Genomic DNA, 25,206 nt, shown 5'->3' with positions numbered 1-25,206 from the left:
CGCGAAGGCGCGAAGATTGTTGATCGTACCCTACCTTCCCTTCGCGTTCTTTGCGTCTTCGCGTGAGCTGACGGTGCATAAAGATGGATGCGGCCTCACGCAAATTGAAGCCAGTAGCACTAGACCGGCGATCTCCCGGCGGTGATCAGCCGTTCGTCCACCCTTGCCCGCACGATCGGCGGGAGGTCCCCCCATCGGATCACCGCATCGCCGATGACGGCAAGCACGCCCCGGATACTGGTCCCCTCAAGGTCGTCGAGGACGGAGGTGTCGTCAACCGTGATCCGATTGCAGATCGCCGTCGCCCATGCGTCCGCGGCGGCGACGTCGGGAGAAATGACCGTCACGGCGTCGGCAATGCCGAAACTGATCGACGGCCCCACCGTCGCCGACGAGGTGCAGATGCCGAGGATCTCCTCGTTCGGAGGGATCAGGAACGCAAAACGCCCGCTCAACGGTGATGCCCCCGCGTAGATGCCGATCGTCACCTCGCGGTCGCTCACGAGAGCGATATCCCCGCCGTTGTCGACGAGGCCGAACACTGCGCCGGCCTCGACCATCGCCTCCACCCCTGCCCGGGCTATGGCGCCCGCCACCGCCGCCATCGGCCCGACCCCGGCCTCCGCGGCTGCCCGGGCCATGCTTGCCGGGATATCTGTAGGGCTCTTTGGAGTATACGGCTCGAACGTTGCCGAAAAATAGGGGTCGACGGCAATCTGCCGCTCGACCTCCTGCCGGGCGGCCAGTATGCCGGATTTCGCCGCCTCGATCTGCCGCGGTTCATCCGCGAGAATCGTCGCGATCGTCTGCCGGTACTCGAAATGTTCCCGGATCATCCCTGTTGCGAGAGGGCGCCGTGCGGGCACGCCCGGATGCACTTCCCGCAGAGGACGCAGCGTTCGGCGCTCACGGAAAGGCGCCACTCCGCATCGAACGAGAAGACCTCCTGGGGACAGATGCTGATGCACGCCCCGCAGTCGACGCACTCCTCCTCGTCGCGGGCAATAGCGTTCTCCATCACACGAACCGAGACTCCGAGATCCTCAAGGCGCCGCCGGATCTGGTCTGCGCTGCTGTCCGGGACGTCGATCAACACCTCGCCGGCCATCGAGTCGATGTTGGCCTTCTCGACGTTGATGAGAACGCCGGTCTCCTTCACCACCCGGGCGATCACCGGTTCTCTTCCCGGGTCGGCTTTTCCTTTCCGGGAGAACGTCAGCAGGAGTTTCATCGCCGCCGCCTCCCGCCGAAGAGTTTCCCGAGATCGATCGCCGAGAGGATGCCGACCACCCGGTTCGTCGCGTCCACCACGGGAAGGGCGCTGATGTTGTTCTGCTCAAGTTTCTGGGCGGCGACGTCCACCGGCTCGTCGGGTGTCGTCTTGATCACGTTCCGGGTCATGATGTCCTTTACCTGACGGAGCCTCCCGTCCGTCACCACCGCCTTCGAGACGTCGTAAGTGGTGATGATCCCGACCAGCATGCCGTTGCCGTCGAGAACCGGGAGGTGGTTCGTCTCGCCCCGCAAGAGCCGCTTTGCCGCCACGCGAATCTCCTCGTCCTCCGTGATGCTGATCACCTGCCGGTTCATGATATCACGGACGCGGGGGGTGACGGCTGTCTCCCGCATGGGTTTCGCGCGTTTTGTCGGGTCGATCCGGCGGGTAGGGAGGGCAAGTTCCATCTTTCCTCGCTCGATCCAGTCTTTGAGTTCCACTGCAACCGCGCGTGCCCGCCGGTAACTGGAGAGCGACGACGTCCGGACGGTCTCACCGCCGATCTCGACCGACCCGCTCTTGAGGTCGGCGTAACTGACCCTCGCGAGCGACGGGCGGTCACGCCGGGGCGTGCCGTAATCGATGATCTCGGTCAGGATATCTTCGTCACGCGCCGCGGTGCTCCGGACGATCCCGGTATCGAGCACCGGTATCGGGACGCCGACGCCGACGTACATCGTCACACCGTAGCCGTTCATCACCGCCGCCCGCAGGAACTCCTGGCGCATCTGCTTCATGTCCCCGGTCACCATCAGGGTTCCAAACCCGCCGCCCGCCGAGTGTTGCGTCCCCTCGCCGACGATCATCCCCTCCGCACCGGCAAGGAAGATCGGGACGCCGCTCCCGATGACCCGGAAACCGGGGTCGTTTATGAGCGGGGAGAGAGTCCCTGCGCCGGAGTAGGAGACGTTGCCGCACCGTGGGAGGAGTGTCCCCATGTAGGTGTTGAGCGTCCGGTCGGTGGTGTTCGTCGCCGCGTTGTAGCGCTGGTAGGAGTTCCTCGGGTTGACCATGATTGCCTGGTTCATATCCTCGAGCAGCAGTTCCGTCGTGATGCTCCGGCGCGGGTAGCAGTCGGTCCCGTGGGAGGTTGCCCGCAGTTCGACGGTGCCTCCCGCGACGAGTTCTTCGAGGACGTGGGCGCCGCCGTACGGCCTGTCTTTGGACTCGGCCTCCTGGGTTGCGCCCAGGTAGGCGTCGACCGCTGCAATCCCCGCGTATGCCTCAACGTCGTTGAGCCATACGCGCTCCATCCGGATGGGGGGGTCGGCGTGCCCGAAGTTAAAGAAGGCACCGGAAGAGCACATTGCCCCGAACGTCCCGGTCGTGACGACGTCGACCTCCGCCAGTGCCCCTTCCTCGCCCAGTTCGTCGACGATTGCCGGCATCTCGTCGGCGGTAACTACTCGTGCACTACCGTCGCGTATCCGGGCATTGATGAGGTCGAGGGACTTTGCCATGAACGTATATTCATTTTCGGAATATTTATAGGTGTTGTTTATTACTTTAGGTAATATTGCGTCGGGGTATGAACCCTGCCGTCAACGGTCAATCGGTAACATCTGGGAGATTTATGCTTCTCAAAAAAGTGTGGGTTTTTTTCGTGTTCAGTCCCGCCTGTGCAACGCGACGAGGATCCCGAGGATCCCGAGCGCGCCTATCACGGCAAAGGGTGCCACGCCCGCGTGGGGGGCCTGGGTCGGCACAGGCGAGAGCGAAGCCGAGGCCGAGGCGGTGCTTCCGGCACCGACCTGAACGGTGGTCGACCAGTCGCTGTAGCCGCCGAGCGCCACCCTGACCGCGTGGGTGCCGGTGGCAATCCCGTCGACGGTCAGCGGGGTGATACCCTTATAGACGTTGTCGATGTAGACCTCGGCTCCGGAGGGGGAGGAGGTGACCGAGATCGAGCCCGTCGAGGTCGACTGGCCGGGCTGGAGCGTCGCGGTGACGTGGCTTGTGGTTGCCCCGCTGACGATGACCGACGTCGTGTAGTCCTGGTAGCCGGAGAGGGCTACCCTCACCGTGTGGGAGCCGACCGCGACGTTCGATATCGCGTATACTCCGGCCGCGGGGGTCTTGCCCTGGTACCTGTCGTCGAGGAAGATGTCCGCGCCTGCCGGGTAGGAGACCACGTCGATGGCGCCGGTGGTCTCGGAGGGGATGGTCGTCAGGTAGGCGTTGACGTAACTGGTCACGCCGGGGCTCACGGTCACGGTCGACCTCCAGTCGTAGTAGCCGCTATGATCAAGTTCGATATTGTGTTTCTTTGCCGAGACGCTGGTGAGCGTCAGGGGCGTCCGGCCCTTGTAGACGCCGTCCATGTAGACGTACGCACCCGATGGGCTGGAGGTGACCTTGATCGACCCGTACTGCTCGATCGGCGTCAGGGTGAACTGGATGTTCGACTGCTGCCCTGACCTGACCGTGACGGTGGCGTGGTCGGAGTTGTAGCCGGATCGCTCGGCTTCAAGGGAGTAGGTTCCGGGGGAGAGGCTCTGAATCGTGAGCGGCGCTGTGCCCCGGTAGTTTCCGTTCAGGTAGATCGCCGCACCTGAGGGGCTTGACGTGACGTGGATCGAGCCGGTAGTCTCGACCGGCTGCAGTGTCGCGTAGACGTCCACGGTCTGGCCTGCCGCGGGGCCCGAGGGCAGGCTGCCGGAATACGAGTTGTACCCGCTCTTCTCGACACGGTAGGAACTGTAGGGCGCCCCGGTGGTGTAGACCGGGACGTCGAGCGACCCACCGTAGGTGGTACCCTGGTACTGTCCGTCGAAGTAGACGTTGGCACCGTCGACGTTGCAGTGGACGCGGTACCATCCTTCATCTCCTCCCAGTGCGGACACGGCGGGGATGCCGGCGCAGAGAACGAGGAGTATTGCTCCGATAATAAGTGGTCTCAACATGTTCTGTCTCCGAAAGACGATAATCGAGTCTCGGCTTTTTTAGAGATAATTATTTCTATTTGATCTATTCCATACCTGCTGCCTTTATCAGATAATGGCCCATTTTCTCTCGAATTATGTTCAAAACTTCCTGGGAAAGAAATTTTATTCGATGGGATTTTTCTGGGTGCAGGGTGGCGTCCTCGTTCACCCTTTTATTTTGTGAGTGCCATATGAGGTACCGTATGGATATCGAGAGGTTCATCGCCGCACTGGAGCAGGTTGCTCCGCCCGAACTGGCCGAGGAGTACGATGCCGGGAGGATCGGCCTCGTCGTCGAGGGAAGAGAAGAGATCGGAACCGTCTGCTGTGCGCTCGATGCCACACAGAAGGTGGTGGATGCCGCCGCCCGTGCCGGCGCGGATATGCTGGTCGTCCACCATACGCCCCTCTGGAGTCCGGTCACGGCAGTCCGGGGGGCGACGTCGCGCCTGCTCCGGACGCTCCTTGCCGCCGATATAAATCTCTACGTCATGCACACGAACTTCGACCGTGCCGAGGGCGGCGTCAACGACGTCCTCGCGGCCCGGCTCGATCTCCTGCAGACGGAGCAGATGACCGTCGGGCTCGTCGGCGACTGCTCCCTCGATGCCCGGGAGATTGCCCGCCGCCTCCCGGGCGGCGGGATCCGGGTCTACGGCGAGGTGGGAACGATCCGGCGCCTCGCCGTCGTGGGGGGGAGCGGGTTTGACCCCGACCTGATCCGGGAGGCCGCCGGTCTCGGGGCGGAAGCATTCCTCTCGGCGGAGCTGAAGCACAGCGTAGCCCGTGCATCGCCCATCCCCTGCCTCGAATCCACTCACTATGTGCTTGAGGCCCCGGCCATGGAGGCCCTCGCATCACGCATGGGGTGGCATTATATCCCTGATCCGCCACACGTAGTGGTAGTTCCATGAGGGGTCTCTGGCAGAAGATGGAGCAGGACCGGGCGCTGACGCCGGAGTTCCGCGCCTGCATCGAGCGTGTCTACGGCGAGCGAGGGAGAAAGGCGCTCGAGGCCGTCGATGCAGGGCAGGTGAAGCGTTACCTCGACTTCTTCGTCGTGGTGGGCCGGAGCAGCGAGTACATCGTCGAGGGGGACTTCTGCACCTGCAGCGACTTCCTCTTCCGGGGGCGCGAATGCTGGCACATCCTTGCGGTGCGTATCGCCGAGAGGACGGGATTATATGAATCCTACGACCTCTGGTATCAGGATACATGGAAAGTATGAATAGGCTGCACAAACAACTATATCGCGCAGAATCCAACAGATTTATGCTGCGTGATTTTCAATGCTCGAGGAAGAATATACGCTCGATTATTTCAAGTCGGAGGGGTTTGAGCGGAAGATCTGCAAGAGTTGCGGGTCGGCCTTCTGGACCCGGGATCCGGAACAGGAGTTCTGCGGCGACGCCCCGTGCGTGACGTATAACTTCATCGGCAATCCGGTCTTCAAACCTCATAACGTCAGCGAGATGCGGGAGGCGTTCCTCTCGTTCTTCGAGCGGCACGGCCATACACGCCTCGAACGATATCCCGTAGCCGCCCGATGGAGAGACGATATCTACCTCACCATCGCATCCATCGCCGATTTTCAGCCGTTCGTCACGAGCGGGGTCGTTCCCCCGCCGGCGAACCCGCTGACCATCTCCCAGCCCTGCATCCGCTTAAACGACCTCGACTCGGTCGGCCGGTCGGGGCGCCACCTGACGCTTTTTGAGATGATGGCGCACCACGCCTTCAACACCCCGGAGGAGCGGATCTACTGGAAGGATGAGACGGTCGCCCTCTGCGACGAGTTCATCAAGTCCATCGGCGGCGATCCCACCCGGGTCAGCTACAAGGAGCACCCCTGGTACGGCGGCGGGAACGCCGGAGCGTCAGTCGAGGTGCTCATCGGCGGTCTTGAGGTCGCGACGCTGGTCTTCATGAACCTCGGGCGGCAGAAGACCGACAAGCCGCCCGTCGACGTGAACGGGGTGCCATACTACCCGATGCGGCTGAACATCGTGGACACCGGCTACGGCCTTGAACGGTTCGTCTGGGCCTCGAAGGGTTCGCCGACGATCTATGATGCGGTCTTCCCGGAGATGGTGAGCCGCCTGATGCGATCGGCTCATCTCGAGAATCTCCTCGACAACCCGGAGTTCACGAAGATCATGGGGCTCAGCGCCCGGTTCGCCGGGGTGATGGACATCTCCGGGACGAACCTCTACAACCTCCGCAGAAAGGTCGCCGATGCAATCAGCGTGCCGGTCGATCGGCTCGAGCGGATCGTCGTCCCGATCGAGAAGGTCTACTCGATCGCCGACCACACCCGTTGCCTCGCCTACATGCTCGGGGACTGCATCGTCCCCTCGAACGTCCGCGAGGGCTACCTCGCACGACTCGTGCTTCGCCGGACGCTCCGGATGATGAACGACCTCTCGATGGACGAGGATCTCGGCGACCTGATCGAAGCACAGATGCAGGTCGTGGGGGTCGAGAACTTTGAGCAGGACGTGGACGCGGTACGGGAGATCGTGGAGAGCGAGGAGGCGAGGTACGCAAGCACGCTTGAGCGCGGGGCCCGGATCGTCCAGAAGATCGCCCGGAACTACAAGGCAAAGAGTTCCCGGGTGCCTCTCGAGGAGGTCATCACCCTCTACGACTCGCACGGCATCCCGCCCGAGATGGTGAAGGAGGTCGCCGCCGCCGAGGGCGCCGTCGTGGAGATCCCCGACAACTTCTACTCGCTGATCGCCGAGACGCACTCGGAGGCGCAGAAGGAGGCGAGGGGAGAAGACCCGCTTGAAGCTTACCGCGAGCGTGCAGCCTCCCTCCCCCCGACGAAGAAACTCTACTACGAGCTGCCGAATGAGATCGAGTTCGAGGCGATGGTGCTGGACTACTTCGACGGGATAGCGGTGCTCGATCAGACGCTCTTCTACCCGGAGGGCGGCGGCCAGCCGTCCGATACCGGCACCCTGGTGGCGTCCGAGAGCATGGTGCGGGTGGAGGAGGTCGTGAAACTCGGCGAGGTGATCCTCCACCGGGTCACGGGCGGCCCCCTGAAGCGCGGCGAACGGGTGAAGGGCATGTTGGACGAGGAACGCCGGTGGTCGCTGATGCGCCATCACTCGGCGACCCATGTCCTTCTTCACGCCGCAAAGGAGGTGCTCGGCGTCCACGTGCACCAGGCGGGCGCCCAGAAGGGAAGCGAGGCGTCCCGCCTGGACATCCGGCACTACAAGCACATCACGCCCGATGAACTCAAGAGGATCGAGACTGAGGCGAACCGGTTGGTCATGGCCGATACGCCGGTCTATGTCCACATCGAGGAGCGGACGAAGGCCGAGCAGAAGTATGGGTTCGGTCTCTACCAGGGCGGCGTCCCGCCGGGCCGGGAGATCAGGACAGTGCAGATCGGTGCCGACGTGCAGGCATGTGCCGGAACGCACGTCCGGGCAACCGGTGAGATCGGGCCGATCCGGGTCATCGGCGTCGAGCATATCCAGGACGGCGTCGAGCGGCTGGTCTTTGCGGCCGGTATCGCCGCCGTGCATGCCGTGCAGCACCAGGCCGACCTCCTCCAGGAGTCTGCCGACGTGGTGAGCGTCCAGCCCGAGAACCTGCCGCCGACGGTAGCGCGCTTCTTCTCGGAATGGAAGGAACAGAAGAAGGAGATCGAACGTCTCCGGAAGAAAGTGGTGGACCTCGAGATGCAGAATCTCGACGGCGAAGTGGTGGACGGGGTCCGGGTCGTCGTCAGAACGCTCGACGCGACCCATAAAGAACTCGTCGCACTCGCCACGACTGTCGCCGCCGAGGGCGGCGTGGCGCTCTTTGCGTCGGCAGACGGAACCGTGAAGGTGGTGGCGACGTCGGGCGTCCCGGCGGTGAACGCCGTCGATATCGTGCGGGAGGTCTGCGGCATCCTCGGCGGGAAGGGCGGCGGCAAGCCGAACCTTGCCCAGGGCGCGGGCACGGACGCCTCCCGGCTCGAGGAGGCGCTCGAGTACGGGCGCAACAGAATTATTGAAGCACTCCATGGCGAATGATGTTGTAGTTGTCCAGCCGGGTGATGAACGGGCACAGAAGATCGCCCGGGCGATGGCGAGCCAGACGGCAAACACGATCATCCAGGCCTTCGGCGGCGGGCCGCTGACGTCGTCGGAGGTCGCCCGGCGGATGAAGATCCCCATCACCACCGCTTCTTACCATATTGAGAACCTTCTCGACGCCGGGCTCCTTGAGGTCATGGAGACCCGCTGGAGCGAGAAGGGGCGTGAAGTGAAGGTCTACGGGCTCGCGAACCAGGTTCTCATCATCGCGCCCCCGGCAAGCGATCTCCGGTCGGTGCTGCAGAAGTACGCAACGCTCTTTGGGGTCGTCGTCCTCGCGAGCATCGGGCTCTGGTCAATCCTCCCGGCGGTGCTGCCGTTCGGCGGTTCTACGCCCGTTTCAAGGCTGATGACCGAGAATGGGGATAAATACGCAGGCGGCACCGGAGAGGATGTCTCGACGCTCCAGTCTCCCGTTCCTGCCCTGGACGGCGCCGGGGCGCTGCCGGCCCACGATATCGTGATGGGCTTCTTCTTCGGCGCCTGCGCGGTGCTGCTCGCGTTGCTGGCCTATGAGGTCTACTACTGGTGGCGCACATCCCCGCGTTACCGGGTGGAAGAAGAGCACGAAGAATAAAAAAAGGTCCGGTGAGAGGGTTTTAAGGGGTCTTTACCGTCGCCCCCTTGTAACTCCCGCTTGTTGTGGTTGTTCTCCGGTCCCTGCCTCTACTTTTGCCCCGCACCTGGGACATCGCGTCTTCTTCGGGTTGATCTCCGCTCCGCAGCTGTAGCATTTCGGCATGGCATATCACCACACTGTGCCTGATTGGACTCTGATGCCATAAGGTTATCTCATGGTGGTTCCGGCACTAACCCCGGCTGTAGGGAGAAATCGGCTGAAAACGTGGTTGGAATGCGGTTTACGACGATCTCACGGTGCTCATGCGTTCGCACGTACGGCGGGCGGATCCCCGGCCGCTTCCGGCGCCGACGGGAGGAGTTACCCTGTTCGGGAAGCGGGCGAAGATCCGGGTACCGCGCCCTTCCGTACGATCTGCGTGTCGGACTCTCCCGTTCTCCCGTCATTTTCAACTGATATCTCCAAATATTGGTTTTATGGGATCTTTTGCATCCGGCATATATTTGAATATGGATAATAATATATCGCCTGCTCGTCAACCATGATCCATGCTCGGTGCCGTCCCAGGTATCGACCCGGAGTTCTTCTCCCTGGTCGTCGTCCCGGTCTTCATCTTTCTCGCACGCATCTGCGACGTCACCATCGGGACGATGCGGATCATCTTCGTCTCCCGCGGGATGAAGGTGGTCGCCCCTATCCTCGGGTTCGTCGAGGTCTTCATCTGGATCATTGCCGTCGGCCAGATCTTTCAGAACCTCACGAACCCTCTCAACTACTTCGCCTACGCGGCCGGGTTCGCCACCGGGAACTACGTCGGGATGCTTGTCGAGGAGCGGCTGGCGATGGGGCTCGCGCTCATCCGGATCATCACGCAGCGCGACGCGACGAACCTTATCGACTACCTCCGCGCCGCAGGCTACGGGGTGACCGTCCTCGACGCCCACGGGAAGCAGGGGCCGGGCAAGGTGATCTTCTCGGTGGTCAAGCGCAAAAACATGCGCGACGTGGAGGACGCCATCCATGAGTTCAACCCCAGGGCGTTCTACTCGATCGAGGACGTTCGGCGGGCGGCGGAGGGGACGTTTCCGGCAACCGTGCCGGGCCCGACACCGTTCTCCTTCGGAAGAGTCATCCGGAGGGGGAAGTAAGCCTTTCGTAGGTTATCGCGGTGCTACAGGACTGTTTCACACCCCCGTTTTCCCATTTTCCCTGAGGGGGCGCTGATGTCTCATGCGAAGCCGTCAAATCTGGAGATGCCGGCTGTCTCCGTCGCACCCTGCGGGGAAGTCGCCCTTCGCGGCCTCGCGTAAGATAACCGGGATGGGTAACAATACGGCCTCACGCGAAAGACGCGAAGCCGCGAAGGGCGACAGGCCGAAGGGCCGTCGTCCTTCGCATGAAAACTCGATAAGTTTTGAATGAGTGTCCTGGTCCCGGCGGCGTAATCTTATGCAAACCGCCGGATGCCCGCGAGCGGCGGGAGGACGACCGTCTCGCCGTCGACCTCCACCACCGGTTGCAGGGCGCCTGCATCCACGCGGCGGAGGACGGGCGAGAGGAAGTCGCGGCTCTTTGCGTAGTTGATCGTGACGCCCGGAGAGAGCGGGTTATAGGCCGGCAATACGATGAGGTCGTTCCCGCGCACCACGCCCTCGCCGTAGAGGAAGCAGGGGAACCGGGCGAGATCGATCTCGATCGCCGGGTGGTCGTGGCCGATGATGAGCGTCCCGTGGTCGTCGACCGCCTGATCGCCGTGAACCACCGTGTAGCCGCCGCGGTCGTAGCGCTCGACCGTCCCTCCCCGGATCGTCGGCAGCATGACGTCGTGCGATCCCCGGACGAGGACGACCTCGCACTCCGCCCGGAGCGTCGCGAGGATCGTCTCAAACGTCTCCTTCACATCCCGGCTCACCCGATCGAAGGCGTGGAAGATGTCTCCGCCGAGTACGAAGACCCCCGGCTTGAACCGGCCGAGGATCGCCTCGAACCGCTCGAGCAGCGTCTCCTCCTCGTGGAGCGGGAAGTGGAGCCCCTGCCGGTAGAGCGCCTCTGCAAGCCCGATATGGACGTCGGAGACGACGCAGAGGGACTCCTCCCTGACGTAGAGCGCGCCCTTATAAAAACCGAACCGGGATAGGAGTTCGGTCTCCGTGACCGCGTTCATGCCGCCGCCTCGCCGCCGATGCTGCTCATCACCCGGCGCTGGAACTCGCGGAGCATCGAGAGTTTGTCCTGCGCGTAGACCGCATCGGAGACGCCGAGCGTCGCGATCCCGAACGCGAGCGGGCTCGGGGACGCGGTGCGGGTCAGGACGACCTCGATCTCACCGGCACCGATCCCGTCGACGATCCGCCGGATGTTCTCCGCCTCGAACCGATCCTCGATCACCTCCCGGTAGGTCTCCCGCATCACGGCGAACCCGGGGAGCCGTTTGGCAAACGAGATCAGCATATCGGCGCTCACCTGCTGGCGCCGGGCGCTCCTCCGCCTGCCCATGTAGTTACGGAGGATCATGAACGACCGGGCGGCGTTGATCCGGAAGACCCGTTTTAAGAGCTGGGTGTCCCCGACGGCCTCCTCGAGGATCTCGTTGCACTCGTCGGCCCGGATAGCCCGGAGGATGCGTGCGGGGTCGGCCCGTTTCTCGAGGGGGATCGAGACCAGAAACCCGGTATCGCTGATCCCGACCGAGACGTTCGTCGTCACGTCCCGTGCGATCGTGAAGGCGACGATCCGCGAGAACCCGTCGTTGAACCGCAGCCCGTAGTTGGTCATGAAGTAGTAGAGCCTGCGATGGTTCTCTTGATCGACCTGCTCCTCAACGACGATCCGGTTCAACGTCGGGACGGCTTCGTCGCCCAGATAAAGCACCTGCTGCTCGAAGATCGCGCAGATGCTCCGGGCGCTGTTCTCGTCGATGGGATACTCGGCGAGGAGATCCTCGACGATCTCTTCCGTCTCCCCCCTCGCCATCGCGCGAAGCATCATCTCCTTGAACCGGAGGACGTGGAGCCCGAGATCGAACGAGAGCGGGAGTTTCTCCGAGAACCAGCTCGGGATCGTCGGCCGGTCGGTCGTCGGGTCGACGTAGAGTTTCCCGCCCCGGCGGTAGGCGAACCGGTAGCGCCGCCCGCCGAGGACGAAAACGTCGCCCTTGTTCATCCGCTCCAGGTACTTCTCGTCCAGGTTGCCGGCAAAGATCCCGTCACGGGTGAGGACGTCGCAGGAGAACTCGTCGGGGATCGTCCCGGAGTTGAGGAAGTAGATCATCCGGGCGTTCCGCCCCCGCTTTCGCACCGTCCCGGTCTCCTCGTCGTGCCAGATCTTCGCGTAGATCCGCCGCTCCTCGAGCCCTGCGTACTCCCCGGCGAGGTAGCGGACGACGCTCATCAGGTCTTCCTCCTCGAGGTCCCGATAGCAGTACGACCGGCGAATAATCTCGAGCATCCCATCGATCTGCGCCTCCCCGTCGAGCGCCATCCCGAAGACGTGCTGCGTGAGAACGTCGAGGCAGTTCTCCGGGATGTGGATCCGGTCTACGAACCCGTTCTGCCCCTCCCGGAGCATCACCGCGCACTCGACGAGTTCGTCCCGGTCGAGGACGACGATCCGCCCCTTCACCACCTCGCCGAGGCGGTGGCCGGCCCGCCCGACCCGCTGGAGGAGCGCCGCGACGGATTTCGGGGAGCCTACCTGGAGGACGAGGTCGACGTGCGGCATGTCGACCCCGAGTTCGAGCGACGTCGAGGTCGTCACCACCTTCACCCTCCCTGATTTGAGCCGCTCCTCGACGGAGAGCCTCCCCTCCGTCCCCATCGAGCCGTGGTGGCAGCCTGTGTTCTCCTCCGTGTACCATTCGGGGTAGCGGACGCGGAGGTTGTGGAGGATCCGTTCGGCACCGTTCCTGGTGTTCGTGAAGACGAGCGTGTTGCTGTGCTCCTGGACGAGACGGTGGATCGTCGAATAAAGATGCCGCGATAGGTCTTCGGGAGTGGTGTCGATGAGATCGGGAACCGGACAGAGGAGTTTGAGGTCGAACTCCCGCGCGAACCGGGTGTCGACGATCTCCACCTCGCGTCCGGCGCCGACCAGGAATTGGCCGACCTCGGCGAGGGGTTCGATCGTCGCCGAGCAGCCTATCCGGGTAAAACCGCCGCCGGTCTCCTTCACCAGTTCTTCGAGCCGTTCAAGGCTCACCGAGAGGTGCACGCCGCGTTTCGAGCCCGCGAGGGAGTGGATCTCGTCGACGACAACCCACCGGACCGTCCGGAGATTCTCGCGGAACTTCGGGGAGTTCAAGAGGATCCCGAGGGTCTCGGGGGTGATGTTGAGGATGTGCGGGGGTCTTCGCGCCATCTTTGCCTTATCCGCCCGCGAGACGTCCCCGTGCCGGATGGCGTGGCGGAGCGGGGTGTGGTCGATCCCGCGCTCGCGGGCAACCTCGGCGATCCCGTCGAGCGGCTGGCTGAGGTTCTTGTGGATGTCGTTTGCAAGCGACTTGAGCGGCGAGACATAAAGGCAGTAGACGCTGTCTTCGAGTACTCCTGCCCGTGCCCGGACGAAGAGGTCGTCGATGATTGCAAGAAACGCCGAGAGGGTTTTTCCCGACCCGGTCGGCGAACAGATGAGGACGTTCTTTCTCTCGTGGATGAGCGGGACTGCCATCCGCTGCGGCGGGGTGAACCGCCCGTCCAGTCTTCGTATGCACCATTCCCGTGCGTTCTCGTCGAGGAGATCGAGGATCTCCTCGTTCGAATGCCTTTCCGGCCGCTTCTCCATCCTGTTACCTCTTGTCGTCCCTTGAGTCCCGCCGTGCGCCCCCCCGCATATGGTTGCGGGGAACGGCAGGCCCGCGTAATCCCTGATCCGCTCCATATCCGGGAGAATTTACCCGCATCGGCGCAATGGGGCGTCGAAATTGGGGTGTGGTGCTGCAAAAATGAGTTCTGACAGCTGTAATCCTCCTGTTGCGGCCGGAGCGTCGTGCCGAATTTTGTATGTATTTTGCAATCATCCACAATAGCCTTTTGCATCTCCAGAAGCGATCTGCCGTGGTGGATGGATGATATATTGCGGGTTTATTGCGTCGGTATTGGATTTATTGCCCGATTTAACCGATATCCGATCCGCCGGGCGGCCGGACGAAACCCGCGACCCCCTCTCTGCGGGATAATGGTTGCTGTCCCCATTTTCGGCAATTACCGTCCCCTCCTGTGCCGTGTCCCGGCGAACCCGGGGGGAAGAGGGCGGCCGCCCCCGTCACGGGGCGTCTGGGATATTCTAATGTATGATCTGGTGAAACTTAATAACGGAATTACGATGACAAATCACCCGGTTAAGAACATGATGCGGTTGATGGCGACCAAGATCAGGACGATAGCGGACGTGATGTCCGACGACGAGATCGATATGCTTCTCGCCGAGATCCTGAACGCAAACCGCATCTACACCATGGGCGCCGGGCGCTCCGGGCTTGTAGCGAAATCGTTTGCCATGCGCCTGATGCACCTCGGGCTCTCCGCATTCGTCGTCGGGGAGACCGTGACCCCGGCCATGAAGCCGGGAGACGTCATTATCGTCTTCTCCGGATCCGGCGCGACCAAGACGGTTGCGGATATCTCGGAGACCGCAAAGGAGATCGGCGGGAGGATCTGCCTCATCACGTCAAAGAAAGACTCGCGGATCGGGCGTATCGCCGACTGCATCGTCATCATCGAGAGTCAGCGGGACAAGGTGGCCGACGAGTCTGCGGAGTTCGAGATCCGGCAGATGATGGGCGAGCACAAGTCGTTCGCGCCGCTCGGCACCATCTTCGAGACGACCGCCATGGTCTTTGCGGACGCGATCATATCGCGGCTGATGGAGATCACCCAGTGCCGGCCCGAAGACCTCCAGTGCCGCCACGCGAACATCGAGTGAGGTAATCATGAACGAACACAGGTATGCCGACCGGGTCAAAAGCGTGGAGATGTCGGGGATCCGCAAACTCTTCGAAGCCGGAGGCCCGGACGCGATCAACCTCGGCATCGGACAGCCGGACTTCGATACGCCCGATCACATCAAGATGGCCGCGATCAGCGCCATCAGGGAGGGGAGAACCGGCTACACCCCGAATGCCGGGATCATTGAACTCCGGGAGGCTATCTGCGAGAAACTCGCGCGCGAGAACAGCCTCGCCTGCCGGCCGGAGCAGATCCTGGTCACGGCGGGAGGAAGCGAGGCGCTCCACCTCGTGATGGAGGCGCTCGTCGACCCGGGCGACCGCGTCCTCTTCACCGACCCGGGGTTCGTCTCCTATGCCGCCCTTGCGACCATTGCCGGCGGAAAGCCCGAGGGCGTCGGGCTCGACGCGACCCTGCACATTGACGTTGAACGGGCGAAGGAGCAGATGGACGGTGCACGGATCTTCGTCCTGAACTCTCCCGCAAACCCGACGGGCGCGGTCGAGAGCGAGGAGTCGATCCGCGCCCTCGTGGAGTATGCAAACGATCGTAAGGTCACCGTCGTCTCCGACGAGGTCTACGAGCACTTCGTCTACGAGAAAGAACACTTCAGCGCGGCCCGGTTCGGCGACGACGTCATCACCGTCAACGCCGCGAGCAAGACCTACGCCATGACCGGGTGGCGGGTCGGCTACCTTGCAGCACCCGAGGATTACATCCCGGAGTTCCTCAAGGTGCACCAGTACGCCCAGGCGTGCGCGACCTCGATCTCGCAGTATGCCGCGCTCGCCGCATACACCGGCGACCAGGAGCCGGTCGTGCGGATGCGCAATGAGTACCGCGCCCGACGCGACCTCCTCTACGACGGGCTGACCGGTCTCGGGTTCGATTTCCCCCGGCCGGAAGGTGCGTTCTACATGTTCGTCCCGATGGGGCGAAACCTTATCGAGAAGGCCATCGATGCTGGCGTCATCATTGTGCCGGGCGAGGCATTCGGTTCGAGGGCACCCGAGTACGCGCGCTTCAGCTACGCGACCTCCCGGGAGAACCTCTCCCGCGCGGTCGGGCGTCTCGGGGAACTGATGGGGTGAGAGAAGAATGGTGAAAGAGTTACTCAGGAAGTTATCCGACGCCCACGGCGTCAGCAGCAGTGAAGGAAACATCAGGGATATCGTCAGGGCGGAACTTGCAGGTGTCGTCGACGAGCTCCGCGAGGACACGATGGGGAACCTGATTGCCGTGAAGCGCGGCGACGACTTCTCCGTCATGCTCGCCGCCCACATGGACGAGATCGGCCTGATGGTGCAGTACATCGATGAGAAAGGGTTCATCCGGGTCGTCCCCATCGGGGGATGGTTCGGGCCGGTGCTCTACTGCCAGCGGGTGATCCTGCACGGGAAGAAGGGGCCGGTCATGGGCGTCCTCGGCGCAAAACCCCCGCACGTCATGAAAGAGGAGGAGCGCAAGAAGGAGATCAAGATCGAGAATATGTTCGTCGACGTGGGCGCAACGAGCGAGGAGGAGGTGAAGGGTCTCGGGATCGAGATCGGCACCCCGATCACCATCGACCGCGAGTACACCGAACTTGCCGGCACCCGCGTCACGGGTAAAGCGCTCGATAACCGGGTCGGCGTCGCGATGCTCATCCGGGCGCTGCAGCAGGCGAAGTCGCCCCACACGATCTACGCTGTCTTTACCGTCCAGGAGGAGCTGGGGCTGAAAGGCGCGAAGGTGAGCGCCTACTCGTTAAACCCCGACTGCGCGATCGCGACCGACGTCACCATCCCCGGCGACCATCCCGGGATCGAGAAGAAGGATGCGAGCGTCGAGATGGGCAAAGGGCCGGTCCTGGTTCTCGTCAGCGCGAGCGGGCGCGGGCTGATGGCCGATCCGAGGATGACCGCGTGGCTCCGCGAGACCGCGGAGAAGAACGACATCCCCTGCCAGCTCGAGGTCGGCACCGGCGGCAACACCGACGCGACGATCATCCACCTGGAGCGGGGCGGTATCCCGAGCATCCCGTTCTCGATCCCGGCTCGCTATATCCACTCCCCGGTCGAGGTGGTCGATACCGCCGATATCGAGGCGGGGGTCCGGCTCCTCGTCGAGGCGCTGAAGAGCAAACCTGCGCTCTGATACAACCCTCTTTTTTGTTCAGGAGAGATCCTTCCGTTAGAGATCACACTGCTGTCTCCCCCCGTCAGCAACGACGCAATCGAAATACGGAAGTATCACGTTGCAGTGCACCGTGGGACAATCGCCGTGGAGGGAACGACGACGCGGGAGCGCTCGCTGATGTGGCAGAACCACGCTGGTGAGTCTGAAGAATCGGTGTGCCCGGGAGGCGGGATCGTGTCCGGGGTGCTTTTCGGTCCATGGGTGCAGCATTTTTGGTGTTCTCAGGCCTTAACCGCCTGGGCCTGTGAACTGTTGCCTCATGGTGAGGCACCTTCTGGTTGATTCCTCTCCCAGGCAACCCCCCCATAGCTCTCGAAGGTTATAGTTCTTGTCCGACCATGGGAATAACAATTGTTCGGCGCCGGTAGTTGCGCCGCCGGCCGGATAGCCTCATTCTTCGACGAAGATGATCGTAACCGGACACGAATCGGCGGCTTCCTGGGCGCAGTCGGTGAGGTCGTCGGGCACCTCCCCCTCCGCGGGGTTGCCGTCGACCCGGTACTGTTCCGTGACCGAACTCAGGTCGTCGTTTGAATCCTGTTCGAAGACGTCCGGACAGAGCGTCCAGCACGACTCGCAGCTGATGCATCCCGGCCTGTCGATGGTTATCTTCACCACACTCCATACCTCCTCTGGATCTCCGGGAGGGCACTCATCCCTGTTAAACGTGACGGAAGCAGATGACTCGCATGATCTTCCGGGTGGAGAAGGTATATCATTTTCCGGACCAAATAAAAGAGGAATCATGCAGAATACCGCCTGGATCACTCTGTTCTTTGCCGGGCTCCTGGAGACCGGCTGGGCGCTTGGCCTCAAGTATACCGAAGGGTTCACGAAGGTTGGGCCGTCGGTGGCGACCATCATCCTGATGGTCGGGAGTTTTTACCTCCTCTCGCGGTCGCTCACCACCCTCCCTATCGGGACGGCGTATGCTGTCTGGACGGGTATCGGGGCGGTAGGAACGGTCATCGCCGGGATCGTGTTCTTCGGCGAGTCCAGGAGCGTCATCCGCCTCCTCTGCATCTTCCTGATCGTAGCGGGGATCGTGGGGCTGCGGTTCTGTTCGGATGCGTGAAGGAGGGCCGTGCCGGCCCGTCGCACTTCATGTGAGACTGTATCATTATCTACACCGGTCATTTCACGTGAAGTTTGGTGTCCGGGTGCAGCCAACCCGTGTTAAGGCATCCACGGGACCCCATCGCTCGATACCGGGTGCCAAAACTAGCGAAGTATTGGGTCCTGCGGGTTTTGGGTGCATATCTCGCCGTTCAGGGCGTCAAGAAACGCAAACAGAAACGCGTGCCTCTCTTCGGCGATGCTCCGGGCGCTCTCCGTATATTCCACTCGGGGATGTTCACGTTCTTCGTTGTGAGGGAGCGGGGTCGGTTCTGGCGTTCGATGCCCGGCAAACCCCTTCTTTGAGCTATCGTTATCGATATGGTTGTCATTGCGATGATAACGATCGTCGGGGTTCCCGGGATCGCCCCGGTCTCCCCTCGTATAACCCTCCTCGTCGTCCTATTCGCCGGTATTTTTGCGCTGCCGGTGAACGACACCGTCAAAGTCTCGGTGCTGGGGAGGATTGGATTCCGTTGGTGAAACACGATTCCCCGTAATCGTACCGGAAGGCAGGCGCAATCTGCACTGGCCAGGAAGCGTCCTGTACACCCTGGCAGGAGAGATCTGGTGTAGACGAGTGACGGCCGGGGTGTCGGATCCCGCAGGGTGACCGAAATCCGGCAAACCGATTATCTCGGTCTATCTCCTGCACAACAGTCGCTCCTGTTACATCGTGAGATTGTTCCGTTCAGATCGGCCCCGTATCCGGATAGCCTGGAGATCGGTACCAGTGTACACTCCAGTCTATGAGACACCCAGTCGATCGGGTATGCAACCCCGTCTGGCCCTGGCCGGACTCGTCTGGCTGTACGCTATCGACGAGGAACTCGCAAACATGGACCGGGTGAATGTTCGCGGCCGCAGACTCATCGATCAGAGTGAGATCAAGTGGGCCAGGTAAACGGGGTGCGTATCTCCAGCCCGCCTTATAATCCCCACCGCCGCTGTTCTAGATGGACGATCTGCAGGGTATGATGGTAGTGCCACTACCTTTATGTATGCGTGAATGAAGCCTGATGAAAAACTGCTGGCTGTGCGATTATTATTTGAATGGATATGAAAATGCTCGATAGGCACTCCTTACTCCATTCAGAGGATGTTCCTCCATTCCGGGTCTACTGGATCGGGAATATGCAATGGCGGTGTCTCCCGGACTATGAAGGGACCCGTGACAATTCGCTTAAAAAATCGAAGGTGAATGAGGTATTATGAGTGCACGAGGTGGAGAGCCGAAGAGATCCGGTCTCACGACATTTGTCTATGTCGCCGTTGCGGTGGCGGCCGTCGGAGGGTTCCTCTTCGGGTACGACACGGGAGTCATCTCAGGAGCGATCCTCTTCATCACCGGCGAGTTCGCTCTCCCGCCGACCCTGGAAGAGATCGCGACCAGTTCTGTGCTCGTCGGCGCAATCCTGGGTGCGATCGCCGGCGGTCTCCTCGCCGACAGGATCGGGCGACGTCTCTCGATCATCGCCGCATCGGTCGTGTTCCTTGCAGGCACGGGTGTCGTCGTCGTTGCACCGGGCCTGCCCGTCTTCCTCGCCGGCCGCGTACTGATCGGCATGGCCATCGGCATCGCATCGTTCGTCGTTCCTCTGTATATATCGGAGATTGCGCCTTCGGCACTCCGCGGCGGCATGGTGTCGCTCAATCAGCTCTTCATCACGATCGGGATCCTCATCTCCTATGGGGTTGATTACCTCTTCTCCGCAAGCAGCGACTGGCGTGCCATGTTTGCCTTCGGTGCGGTGCCGGCCACGGTTCTCCTCGTCGGAATGTTCCTGCTCCCGGACAGCCCCCGATGGCTCGTGTCCCGGCAGCAGACAGACCGGGCAACCGCCGTTCTCCGTAAGGTCCGTGGAACCGGGGAGATATCGGGTGAACTCGAGGAGATCACGAAGTCGAACGGTGTGCAGAAAGCCGGGAGATGGTCGGACCTGCTGGCACCGTCAATCCGAATGCCCCTGTTCGTCGGCTTCGGCCTGGCCGTCCTGCAGCAGTTGACCGGCATCAACACCGTCATCTACTACGCTCCGACGATCTTCCAGTTTGCAGGACTGCACTCTGCCGGTGCCTCGATCGCAGCGACTGCAGGCGTCGGCGCCGTGAACGTCCTCGCCACCGTCGCTGCCGTCGTGCTTGTCGACCGGACAGGACGCCGTCCTCTTCTCCTTGCGGGGATCGCCGGCATGGTCGTGAGTCTTGCCGTGCTCGGGGCCGGGTTTGCTCTTAGTGGAGCGGTTCAGAGCGGGAGTCTCCTCGGGCTGATCACCGCGGTCAGCCTGATGGCGTACGTCGCTTCGTTCGCGATCGGCCTCGGGCCGGTGTTCTGGCTGCTGATCGCCGAGATTTACCCGCTCAACGTGCGAGGGCGGGCCATGAGCGTTGCGACCGTCGCCAACTGGGGCGCGAACTTTCTCATCACCCTGACGTTCCTGACGCTGGTCGGAATACTGGAACAGGCCGGCGTCTTCTGGCTCTACGCACTCGTGGGCCTCTTAGCATGGTTCTTCGTCCTCAGGCTGGTGCCCGAGACGAAAGGGCTCACGCTCGAAGAGATCGAAGAGCATTTCAGGGCCGGCAGGCACCCCCGCGAACTGAAGGGCGCACCGGGACCACGTGGTTGATATGCCCGATCGGATCCGGCAGAACAAGTCGCAGGCTCCCGTGCAGTCCCATGACGAGTACCGGCCGATCGAGGACTACGGGGTGATCGGGAACGGGCATACCGTGGCGCTCGTCAGCAGCAGCGGATCCATCGACTGGCTCTGCTTCCACCGGTTCGATTCTCCGTCGCTCTTTGCCCGGATTCTCGATCCGGACCGCGGCGGCTACTGGAGCATACAGCCTGAGGAGCCGTTCGAGAGTTCGCGCCGGTATCGGGAGGCGACGAACATCCTTGAGACGACCTTCGAGTGCAAGGGGGGAACCGTGATCGTCCGGGACTTTATGGACATCGCAAGTGTTGCCCGCCTCCGCCGGCTACCGGCTCCCGGCAGAATCGTACGCATAGCAGAATGCACCGGCGGGAAGGCCGGGATCGTCAGCAACTGCCTTCCCCGACCGAACTACGCCCGCACGCCCCCGGAGTTTGCACTCCAGGAGAATCAGGCGGTGTTCGGCGGGTATACGCTCACCGGGCCGGCCGCATGGCAGGTGGACGATGCGAACGAAGCGTTGACCTGCCGGGTCACGCTTCACGCGGGTGAGACGGCGGCGTTTACGCTCGCAACGGAGGACGACGCCACCCTGCCGCAGCTTACGCCTGCAGACTCCCTGAAGGTGACGACCGATTACTGGCGGCAGTGGAGCGGCGCCTGCACCTACGATGGGCCGTATCGCGATATCGTGATTCGCAGCGCTCTCGCCCTCAAGTTGATGACCTACGAACCGTCGGGCGCCATCGTTGCGGCGCCGACGACATCGCTCCCCGAGACCTTCGGCGGCGAACGGAACTGGGACTACCGTTTCACCTGGATACGTGACGCATCGTTCACCCTGTACGCGCTCCTCCTTGCTGGCTACCTCGATAACGAGCAGCCGTTCTTCGACTGGCTTGTGCGCACGGTCAAACTGAAGGGAACGGGCATCTCGATCCTGTACCCCATCATTCCGGAGAGCAGAACCGCCGAAGAGGTGCTCGACCACTTCAGGGGGTACCGCGACTCCCGGCCGGTGAGGATAGGGAACCGGGCGGCGGTCCAGGAGCAGCTCGATGTCTACGGGGAAGTCATGGGCGCCATTCAGTTCGCCTGGCGGATCGGGAAGTACGATCCGACGCCGCTCTGGGGGACGATACGGCAGATGCTCGACTGGGTGGTCCGCCACTGGCACAACCGGGACAGCGGGCTCTGGGAGGTCAGGGGCGGCGTGCGGCATTTCGTCTACAGTAAAGCCATGATGTGGTTCGCCCTCGACTGCGGGATCGAGATCGCGGAAGAGATGCGGCTCCCGGGCGATCTTGCAGGCTGGCGCCGCGAACGCGGCATGATCCACGAGGAAGTGCTCGATAAGGGATGGAGCGACGCATTGGGCGCGTTCAAACAGTCTTACGAAGACGAGCAACTCGATGCCGCGAACCTGCGCCTCTCGATCATCAATTTCATCGAGGGGGATGACCCACGGATGATCTCGACGATAGACGCCACGTTGAAACACCTCGTCGTCGACGGCCTCTGCTATCGCTACGTCGACGCTCCGGAAGGCGTGGCCGGGAAGGAAGGGACCTTTGTCGTCTGCACGGCCTGGCTCGTCAACGCGCTGATACGTGCCGGGCGCACGAATGAGGCGCACCGGATATTCAGGCACCTCCTTGCACGCGCCAGTTCGCTCGGCCTCTACGCCGAAGAACTCCAGCCGGTGACCGGAACCCATATGGGCAACTTCCCGCAGTCGTTCTCGCACATCGGGATCATCAACGCTGCCGTATCACTTGCTCACGCAGGATACGTCGGCATGGTCAGTCCGCACCACGCTGCCGCCGCGGATGCTGCAGGACATGGCGGCGGGGGTAATAAGCGCAGCCGCTGAACCGGAGCAGGCAGGCTCCCTCTCCAGCCGTCTTCACCATCCCCGTTGCGACGGCCCACGCCTTCGTCCGGGCATACCCGGGCACAGCGAGAGCTGCCGTCAGTAATCTATTTGTGTGACCAGCCGGATTCGGAGCACAATGCAGAACGGAGCACAGCGGACAAAAGGGTTGAGCATGTATGCTGCTATCGCGTTTGCGGTAGGAAATATGGTGGGTGCCGGGGTTTTTGTGCTGAGCGGCCTCATCGTGGGTATCGCCGGCCCTTCGGCAGTTTTCTCCTACCTTCTCTGCGGTCTCATCGTTGTCTTCTCGGCTCTCTCCTACGCAACGCTCGCCAGCATTTATCCCGAGGATGGGGGCGGATATCTCTACGCCCGGCGCATCCTTGGGTCCTATCCGGGTTTTCTCGCGGGATGGGCGATGTATATCAGCGTCACCATCGCTACTGCCTTTGTCCTCCTCGGATTCGGAATCTACGTAAACTTACTGATTGGGACGAGCCTCGATCCGCGGTACGGCGCCATCGCTGCCCTCGTGCTGCTCACGGCTCTCAACCTCCGGGGGATCGCGGAAGCAGGAAGGATCGAAGTCGCCCTCGTCGCCTCGAAAGTGGCAATCCTGGTTGTTCTGATACTGGTCGGGCTCGTCCACATCCAGGTATCCGATTTCAAGCCATTCCTTCCGGGAGGCATGGGCAGCATGCTGCAGGGGGTGACGATGGTCTTTTTTGCCTATATCGGGTTTCAGGTCGTGGCCATGATGGGTGGAGAGGTGAAGAGTTCCTCGAAGAACGTGCCGCTTGCCACTCTTGCATCCATCGGAATCGTGGCGCTGATATATACGGGAGTCGTCGTTGCACTGCTCGCGGCACAGCTTCCCTCGTACGGGAGCGAGAGTGTCTTCGATGCATCGGTTGTCCTCTTCGGATCCGTCGGCGGGATTATCATTGCACTGGGGGCACTTTTCTCGACGCTCTCGTCCGCGAATGCCAACATCATCGGAGCCTCGAGAATAATCCTGGAAATGGCGAGCGAAAAACAGATCCCGGGAAGATTTGCCCGGATCCGGAACGGCCAGCCGATCAACTCCGTCCTGCTCGGGGCCGGACTTGTGCTCCTCCTCATTCTGATCGGGAATCTCTCCTTCATCGTAGAACTCACCAATGTCACGATCCTCAGCACCATGACGCTCGTGAACATAAGCGCGATCATTCTGGTGAGGCAGGAGGCGCTGCTCCCCCCGAATAAGAGCTATTTTGTCGTTCCGTTCGGCATCCTCTTCCCGCTGCTGGGCACCGCGTCCTGCATGGCGATGCTCCTCACTCTCGCACCGCCGATTGTCCTGCTCGGTCTCTGTGCCCTTTTGATAGGTTCGATCCTTTTCATCCTCGAGGATACCCCGGAAGGAGAGAGGATTGTCCGGGAGATACGCCTTCTGCTCCGCCGGCCCGTGGAAGAAGTCTCCGAGGATCCGGGAAGATTGCGGGTTGAGACTCCCTGAACACTCTCCCGCCGGACAGCACCCAGCATTGGATTTGAGCATGACGAACCGTCCCTCGCAACAGGGATCTGCTGCCGGTGGGAGGCCTGCCGCTCGTACCGGGGAAGAGGGTGTCCTCTGTCTCCCCTTCATTTTCCCTTTCTCTTCGGGAGACGGAGGTGCGGTCGCGAGGTAGACAGCACCGCCGGATATGAGCGCCCGATGAGGAAAAAGCGATTATTCGGGTATCCATGATAGAAATACTGGCCGTATGGCCGTTAAGCGTTTCTTTTTCCGAGGATCTGGAAGAATTTCCTCGCTGTCCGGAGGTTCCTTCTGCAATCACGAATCCGACGAGATTCGGGCGCCTATCTCGTCATCCAGTGCATCGAGAAACGCAAGGAGGAACGCGTGCCTCTCTTCAGCGATACTCTGGGCGATCTCTGTGTACATGCGGTCTCTGAGATTGAGCAGCTTGTCGTGGAAGTGACCGGTTGCGTCTGAAATATCCCGTCCCTGCTCCCCGGATTGCATGAACGTCCTCGCGATCCCGACCGCGCCCATCGCGTCGAGGTTGTCCGCATCCGAGAGCACCCGGGCCTCCAGGGTCTCCGGGGCGATACCCGAGGAGTAGCGGTGCGCACGGATGGCGTGGACGATGCCCGGGATGCGCTCCTCGGGATAGCGGACGGAGCGGAGGTAGGACTCCGCCATCCGCGCTCCTTCCTCCTCGTGAGGAACGCCTGTCTCCTCCTCAAAGGGCCGGGCGATATCGTGGAAGAGGGCGGCCGGGGTGAGGATCGCCATATCCGCTCCCTCCCGGGCACCGATCCGCTCGCAGAGGCGCACGACCCGGAGGGTGTGGTCGAACCCGTGCGCCCCCGATTCCGGGAGCGCTGTCCTGACGTGGTCGAACATCGCGGCCGTCTCTTCATGCATGGTAGATCTCTATCTTCCGGGATCGAAAAGATTCGCTTTCGGTCGTCCTGTTCCCACGCTCATGCCGCCGTCACGGCGCTGCAGACCACGGTCCCGGTGGCCGGCCGGGTCCGATTGTTGCGCGTCACCGGTGTCCCG

22 protein-coding genes are annotated in these 25,206 nt (G+C 62.1%); 14 read left to right on the top strand and 8 right to left on the bottom strand.

Going from position 1 to position 25,206, the window contains the following annotated elements; translation table 11 throughout:
- Positions 1-119: 119 nt before the first annotated feature.
- From MchiMG62_RS08590 to MchiMG62_RS08575, 4 genes are all read right to left on the bottom strand, one after another.
- Positions 120-836, bottom strand: a complete 717-nt coding sequence (locus MchiMG62_RS08590; protein ID WP_221058723.1) for a UPF0280 family protein — start codon at positions 834-836, stop codon at positions 120-122.
- Positions 833-1,231, bottom strand: coding sequence for a 4Fe-4S binding protein (locus MchiMG62_RS08585; RefSeq protein WP_221056604.1), 399 nt, complete (start codon positions 1,229-1,231; stop codon positions 833-835). Before MchiMG62_RS08585 ends, MchiMG62_RS08590 begins: the two co-directional genes overlap by 4 nt.
- Positions 1,228-2,736 (bottom strand): homocysteine biosynthesis protein, encoded by a 1,509-nt coding sequence (locus MchiMG62_RS08580; RefSeq protein WP_221056603.1) that lies wholly within the window; start codon positions 2,734-2,736, stop codon positions 1,228-1,230. Before MchiMG62_RS08580 ends, MchiMG62_RS08585 begins: the two co-directional genes overlap by 4 nt.
- A gap of 147 nt (positions 2,737-2,883) precedes the next feature.
- The gene (locus MchiMG62_RS08575; RefSeq protein WP_221056602.1) at positions 2,884-4,179 is read right to left on the bottom strand and encodes a PEGA domain-containing protein; all 1,296 of its coding nucleotides are present in this window, start codon (positions 4,177-4,179) and stop codon (positions 2,884-2,886) included.
- 224 nt (positions 4,180-4,403) lie between these two features.
- On the opposite strand from MchiMG62_RS08575, the gene MchiMG62_RS08570 reads away from it, so the two are divergent.
- The 5 genes from MchiMG62_RS08570 to MchiMG62_RS08550 all read left to right on the top strand — a co-directional run bounded on the left by MchiMG62_RS08570 (position 4,404) and on the right by MchiMG62_RS08550 (position 10,028).
- Complete coding sequence (locus tag MchiMG62_RS08570; RefSeq protein ID WP_221056601.1) at positions 4,404-5,114, top strand: Nif3-like dinuclear metal center hexameric protein; 711 nt, start codon at positions 4,404-4,406, stop codon at positions 5,112-5,114.
- Positions 5,111-5,428, top strand: coding sequence for an SWIM zinc finger family protein (locus MchiMG62_RS08565; protein WP_054847254.1), 318 nt, complete (start codon positions 5,111-5,113; stop codon positions 5,426-5,428). Before MchiMG62_RS08570 ends, MchiMG62_RS08565 begins: the two co-directional genes overlap by 4 nt.
- Before the next feature lie 61 nt (positions 5,429-5,489).
- Complete coding sequence (gene alaS / locus MchiMG62_RS08560; RefSeq protein WP_221056600.1) at positions 5,490-8,237, top strand: alanine--tRNA ligase; 2,748 nt, start codon at positions 5,490-5,492, stop codon at positions 8,235-8,237.
- Positions 8,227-8,877 carry an ArsR/SmtB family transcription factor gene (locus MchiMG62_RS08555; protein WP_221056599.1) on the top strand — a complete coding sequence of 217 codons (651 nt, stop codon included), beginning with the start codon at positions 8,227-8,229 and terminating at the stop codon, positions 8,875-8,877. The genes alaS and MchiMG62_RS08555 overlap by 11 nt, the downstream gene beginning before the upstream one ends.
- A 551-nt stretch (positions 8,878-9,428) precedes the next feature.
- Entirely contained in the window at positions 9,429-10,028 is a 600-nt protein-coding gene (locus MchiMG62_RS08550) for a DUF2179 domain-containing protein (RefSeq protein WP_074369918.1), read from the top strand.
- Between the two features lie 299 nt (positions 10,029-10,327).
- Here MchiMG62_RS08550 and MchiMG62_RS08545 read toward each other — a convergent pair whose 3' ends face one another.
- Together MchiMG62_RS08545 and MchiMG62_RS08540 are read right to left on the bottom strand one after the other, a co-directional pair.
- Complete coding sequence (locus MchiMG62_RS08545) at positions 10,328-11,044, bottom strand: metallophosphoesterase (protein WP_074369917.1); 717 nt, start codon at positions 11,042-11,044, stop codon at positions 10,328-10,330.
- Positions 11,041-13,659 carry an ATP-dependent helicase gene (locus MchiMG62_RS08540; protein ID WP_221056598.1) on the bottom strand — a complete coding sequence of 873 codons (2,619 nt, stop codon included), beginning with the start codon at positions 13,657-13,659 and terminating at the stop codon, positions 11,041-11,043. Before MchiMG62_RS08540 ends, MchiMG62_RS08545 begins: the two co-directional genes overlap by 4 nt.
- 540 nt (positions 13,660-14,199) lie before the next feature.
- On the opposite strand from MchiMG62_RS08540, the gene hxlB reads away from it, so the two are divergent.
- From hxlB to MchiMG62_RS08525, 3 genes are read left to right on the top strand one after another with little or no spacing between them, the layout of a single operon-like run.
- Positions 14,200-14,799, top strand: coding sequence for a 6-phospho-3-hexuloisomerase (gene hxlB / locus MchiMG62_RS08535; protein WP_221056597.1), 600 nt, complete (start codon positions 14,200-14,202; stop codon positions 14,797-14,799).
- 7 nt (positions 14,800-14,806) lie between these two features.
- Positions 14,807-15,913, top strand: a complete 1,107-nt coding sequence (locus MchiMG62_RS08530) for a pyridoxal phosphate-dependent aminotransferase (protein WP_221056596.1) — start codon at positions 14,807-14,809, stop codon at positions 15,911-15,913.
- Positions 15,914-15,920: 7 nt separating this feature from the next.
- Positions 15,921-16,958, top strand: coding sequence for a M42 family metallopeptidase (locus MchiMG62_RS08525; protein WP_221056595.1), 1,038 nt, complete (start codon positions 15,921-15,923; stop codon positions 16,956-16,958).
- 432 nt (positions 16,959-17,390) lie between these two features.
- Here the strand turns inward: MchiMG62_RS08525 and MchiMG62_RS08520 are convergent, their stop codons facing one another.
- Entirely contained in the window at positions 17,391-17,615 is a 225-nt protein-coding gene (locus MchiMG62_RS08520; RefSeq protein ID WP_244987644.1) for a ferredoxin, read from the bottom strand.
- Between the two features lie 130 nt (positions 17,616-17,745).
- Between MchiMG62_RS08520 and MchiMG62_RS08515 the strand changes: the two genes are divergently transcribed.
- The 6 genes from MchiMG62_RS08515 to MchiMG62_RS08495 all read left to right on the top strand — a co-directional run bounded on the left by MchiMG62_RS08515 (position 17,746) and on the right by MchiMG62_RS08495 (position 24,150).
- Positions 17,746-18,075 carry a DMT family transporter gene (locus MchiMG62_RS08515; RefSeq protein WP_221056593.1) on the top strand — a complete coding sequence of 110 codons (330 nt, stop codon included), beginning with the start codon at positions 17,746-17,748 and terminating at the stop codon, positions 18,073-18,075.
- A 362-nt stretch (positions 18,076-18,437) separates the two neighbouring features.
- Entirely contained in the window at positions 18,438-18,599 is a 162-nt protein-coding gene (locus MchiMG62_RS08510; protein WP_221056592.1) for a hypothetical protein, read from the top strand.
- Between the two features lie 289 nt (positions 18,600-18,888).
- A complete protein-coding gene (locus MchiMG62_RS13320) occupies positions 18,889-19,020 on the top strand; it encodes a hypothetical protein (RefSeq protein WP_280636148.1) in 132 nt (43 codons plus the stop codon).
- A gap of 307 nt (positions 19,021-19,327) precedes the next feature.
- Entirely contained in the window at positions 19,328-20,746 is a 1,419-nt protein-coding gene (locus tag MchiMG62_RS08505; protein ID WP_221056591.1) for a sugar porter family MFS transporter, read from the top strand.
- A gap of 1 nt (position 20,747) precedes the next feature.
- Positions 20,748-22,649, top strand: a complete 1,902-nt coding sequence (locus MchiMG62_RS08500) for a glycoside hydrolase family 15 protein (RefSeq protein ID WP_221056590.1) — start codon at positions 20,748-20,750, stop codon at positions 22,647-22,649.
- Positions 22,650-22,788: 139 nt separating this feature from the next.
- Positions 22,789-24,150 carry an APC family permease gene (locus MchiMG62_RS08495; RefSeq protein WP_221056589.1) on the top strand — a complete coding sequence of 454 codons (1,362 nt, stop codon included), beginning with the start codon at positions 22,789-22,791 and terminating at the stop codon, positions 24,148-24,150.
- A gap of 321 nt (positions 24,151-24,471) precedes the next feature.
- Here the strand turns inward: MchiMG62_RS08495 and MchiMG62_RS08490 are convergent, their stop codons facing one another.
- A complete protein-coding gene (locus tag MchiMG62_RS08490) occupies positions 24,472-25,068 on the bottom strand; it encodes an HD domain-containing protein (protein WP_221056588.1) in 597 nt (198 codons plus the stop codon).
- Positions 25,069-25,206 lie beyond the last annotated feature (138 nt).

The organism is Methanoculleus chikugoensis (assembly GCF_019669965.1).
Taxonomy (GTDB): Archaea; Halobacteriota; Methanomicrobia; order Methanomicrobiales; family Methanoculleaceae; genus Methanoculleus; species Methanoculleus chikugoensis.
This window is presented reverse-complemented; position numbering and strand designations above follow the sequence as displayed.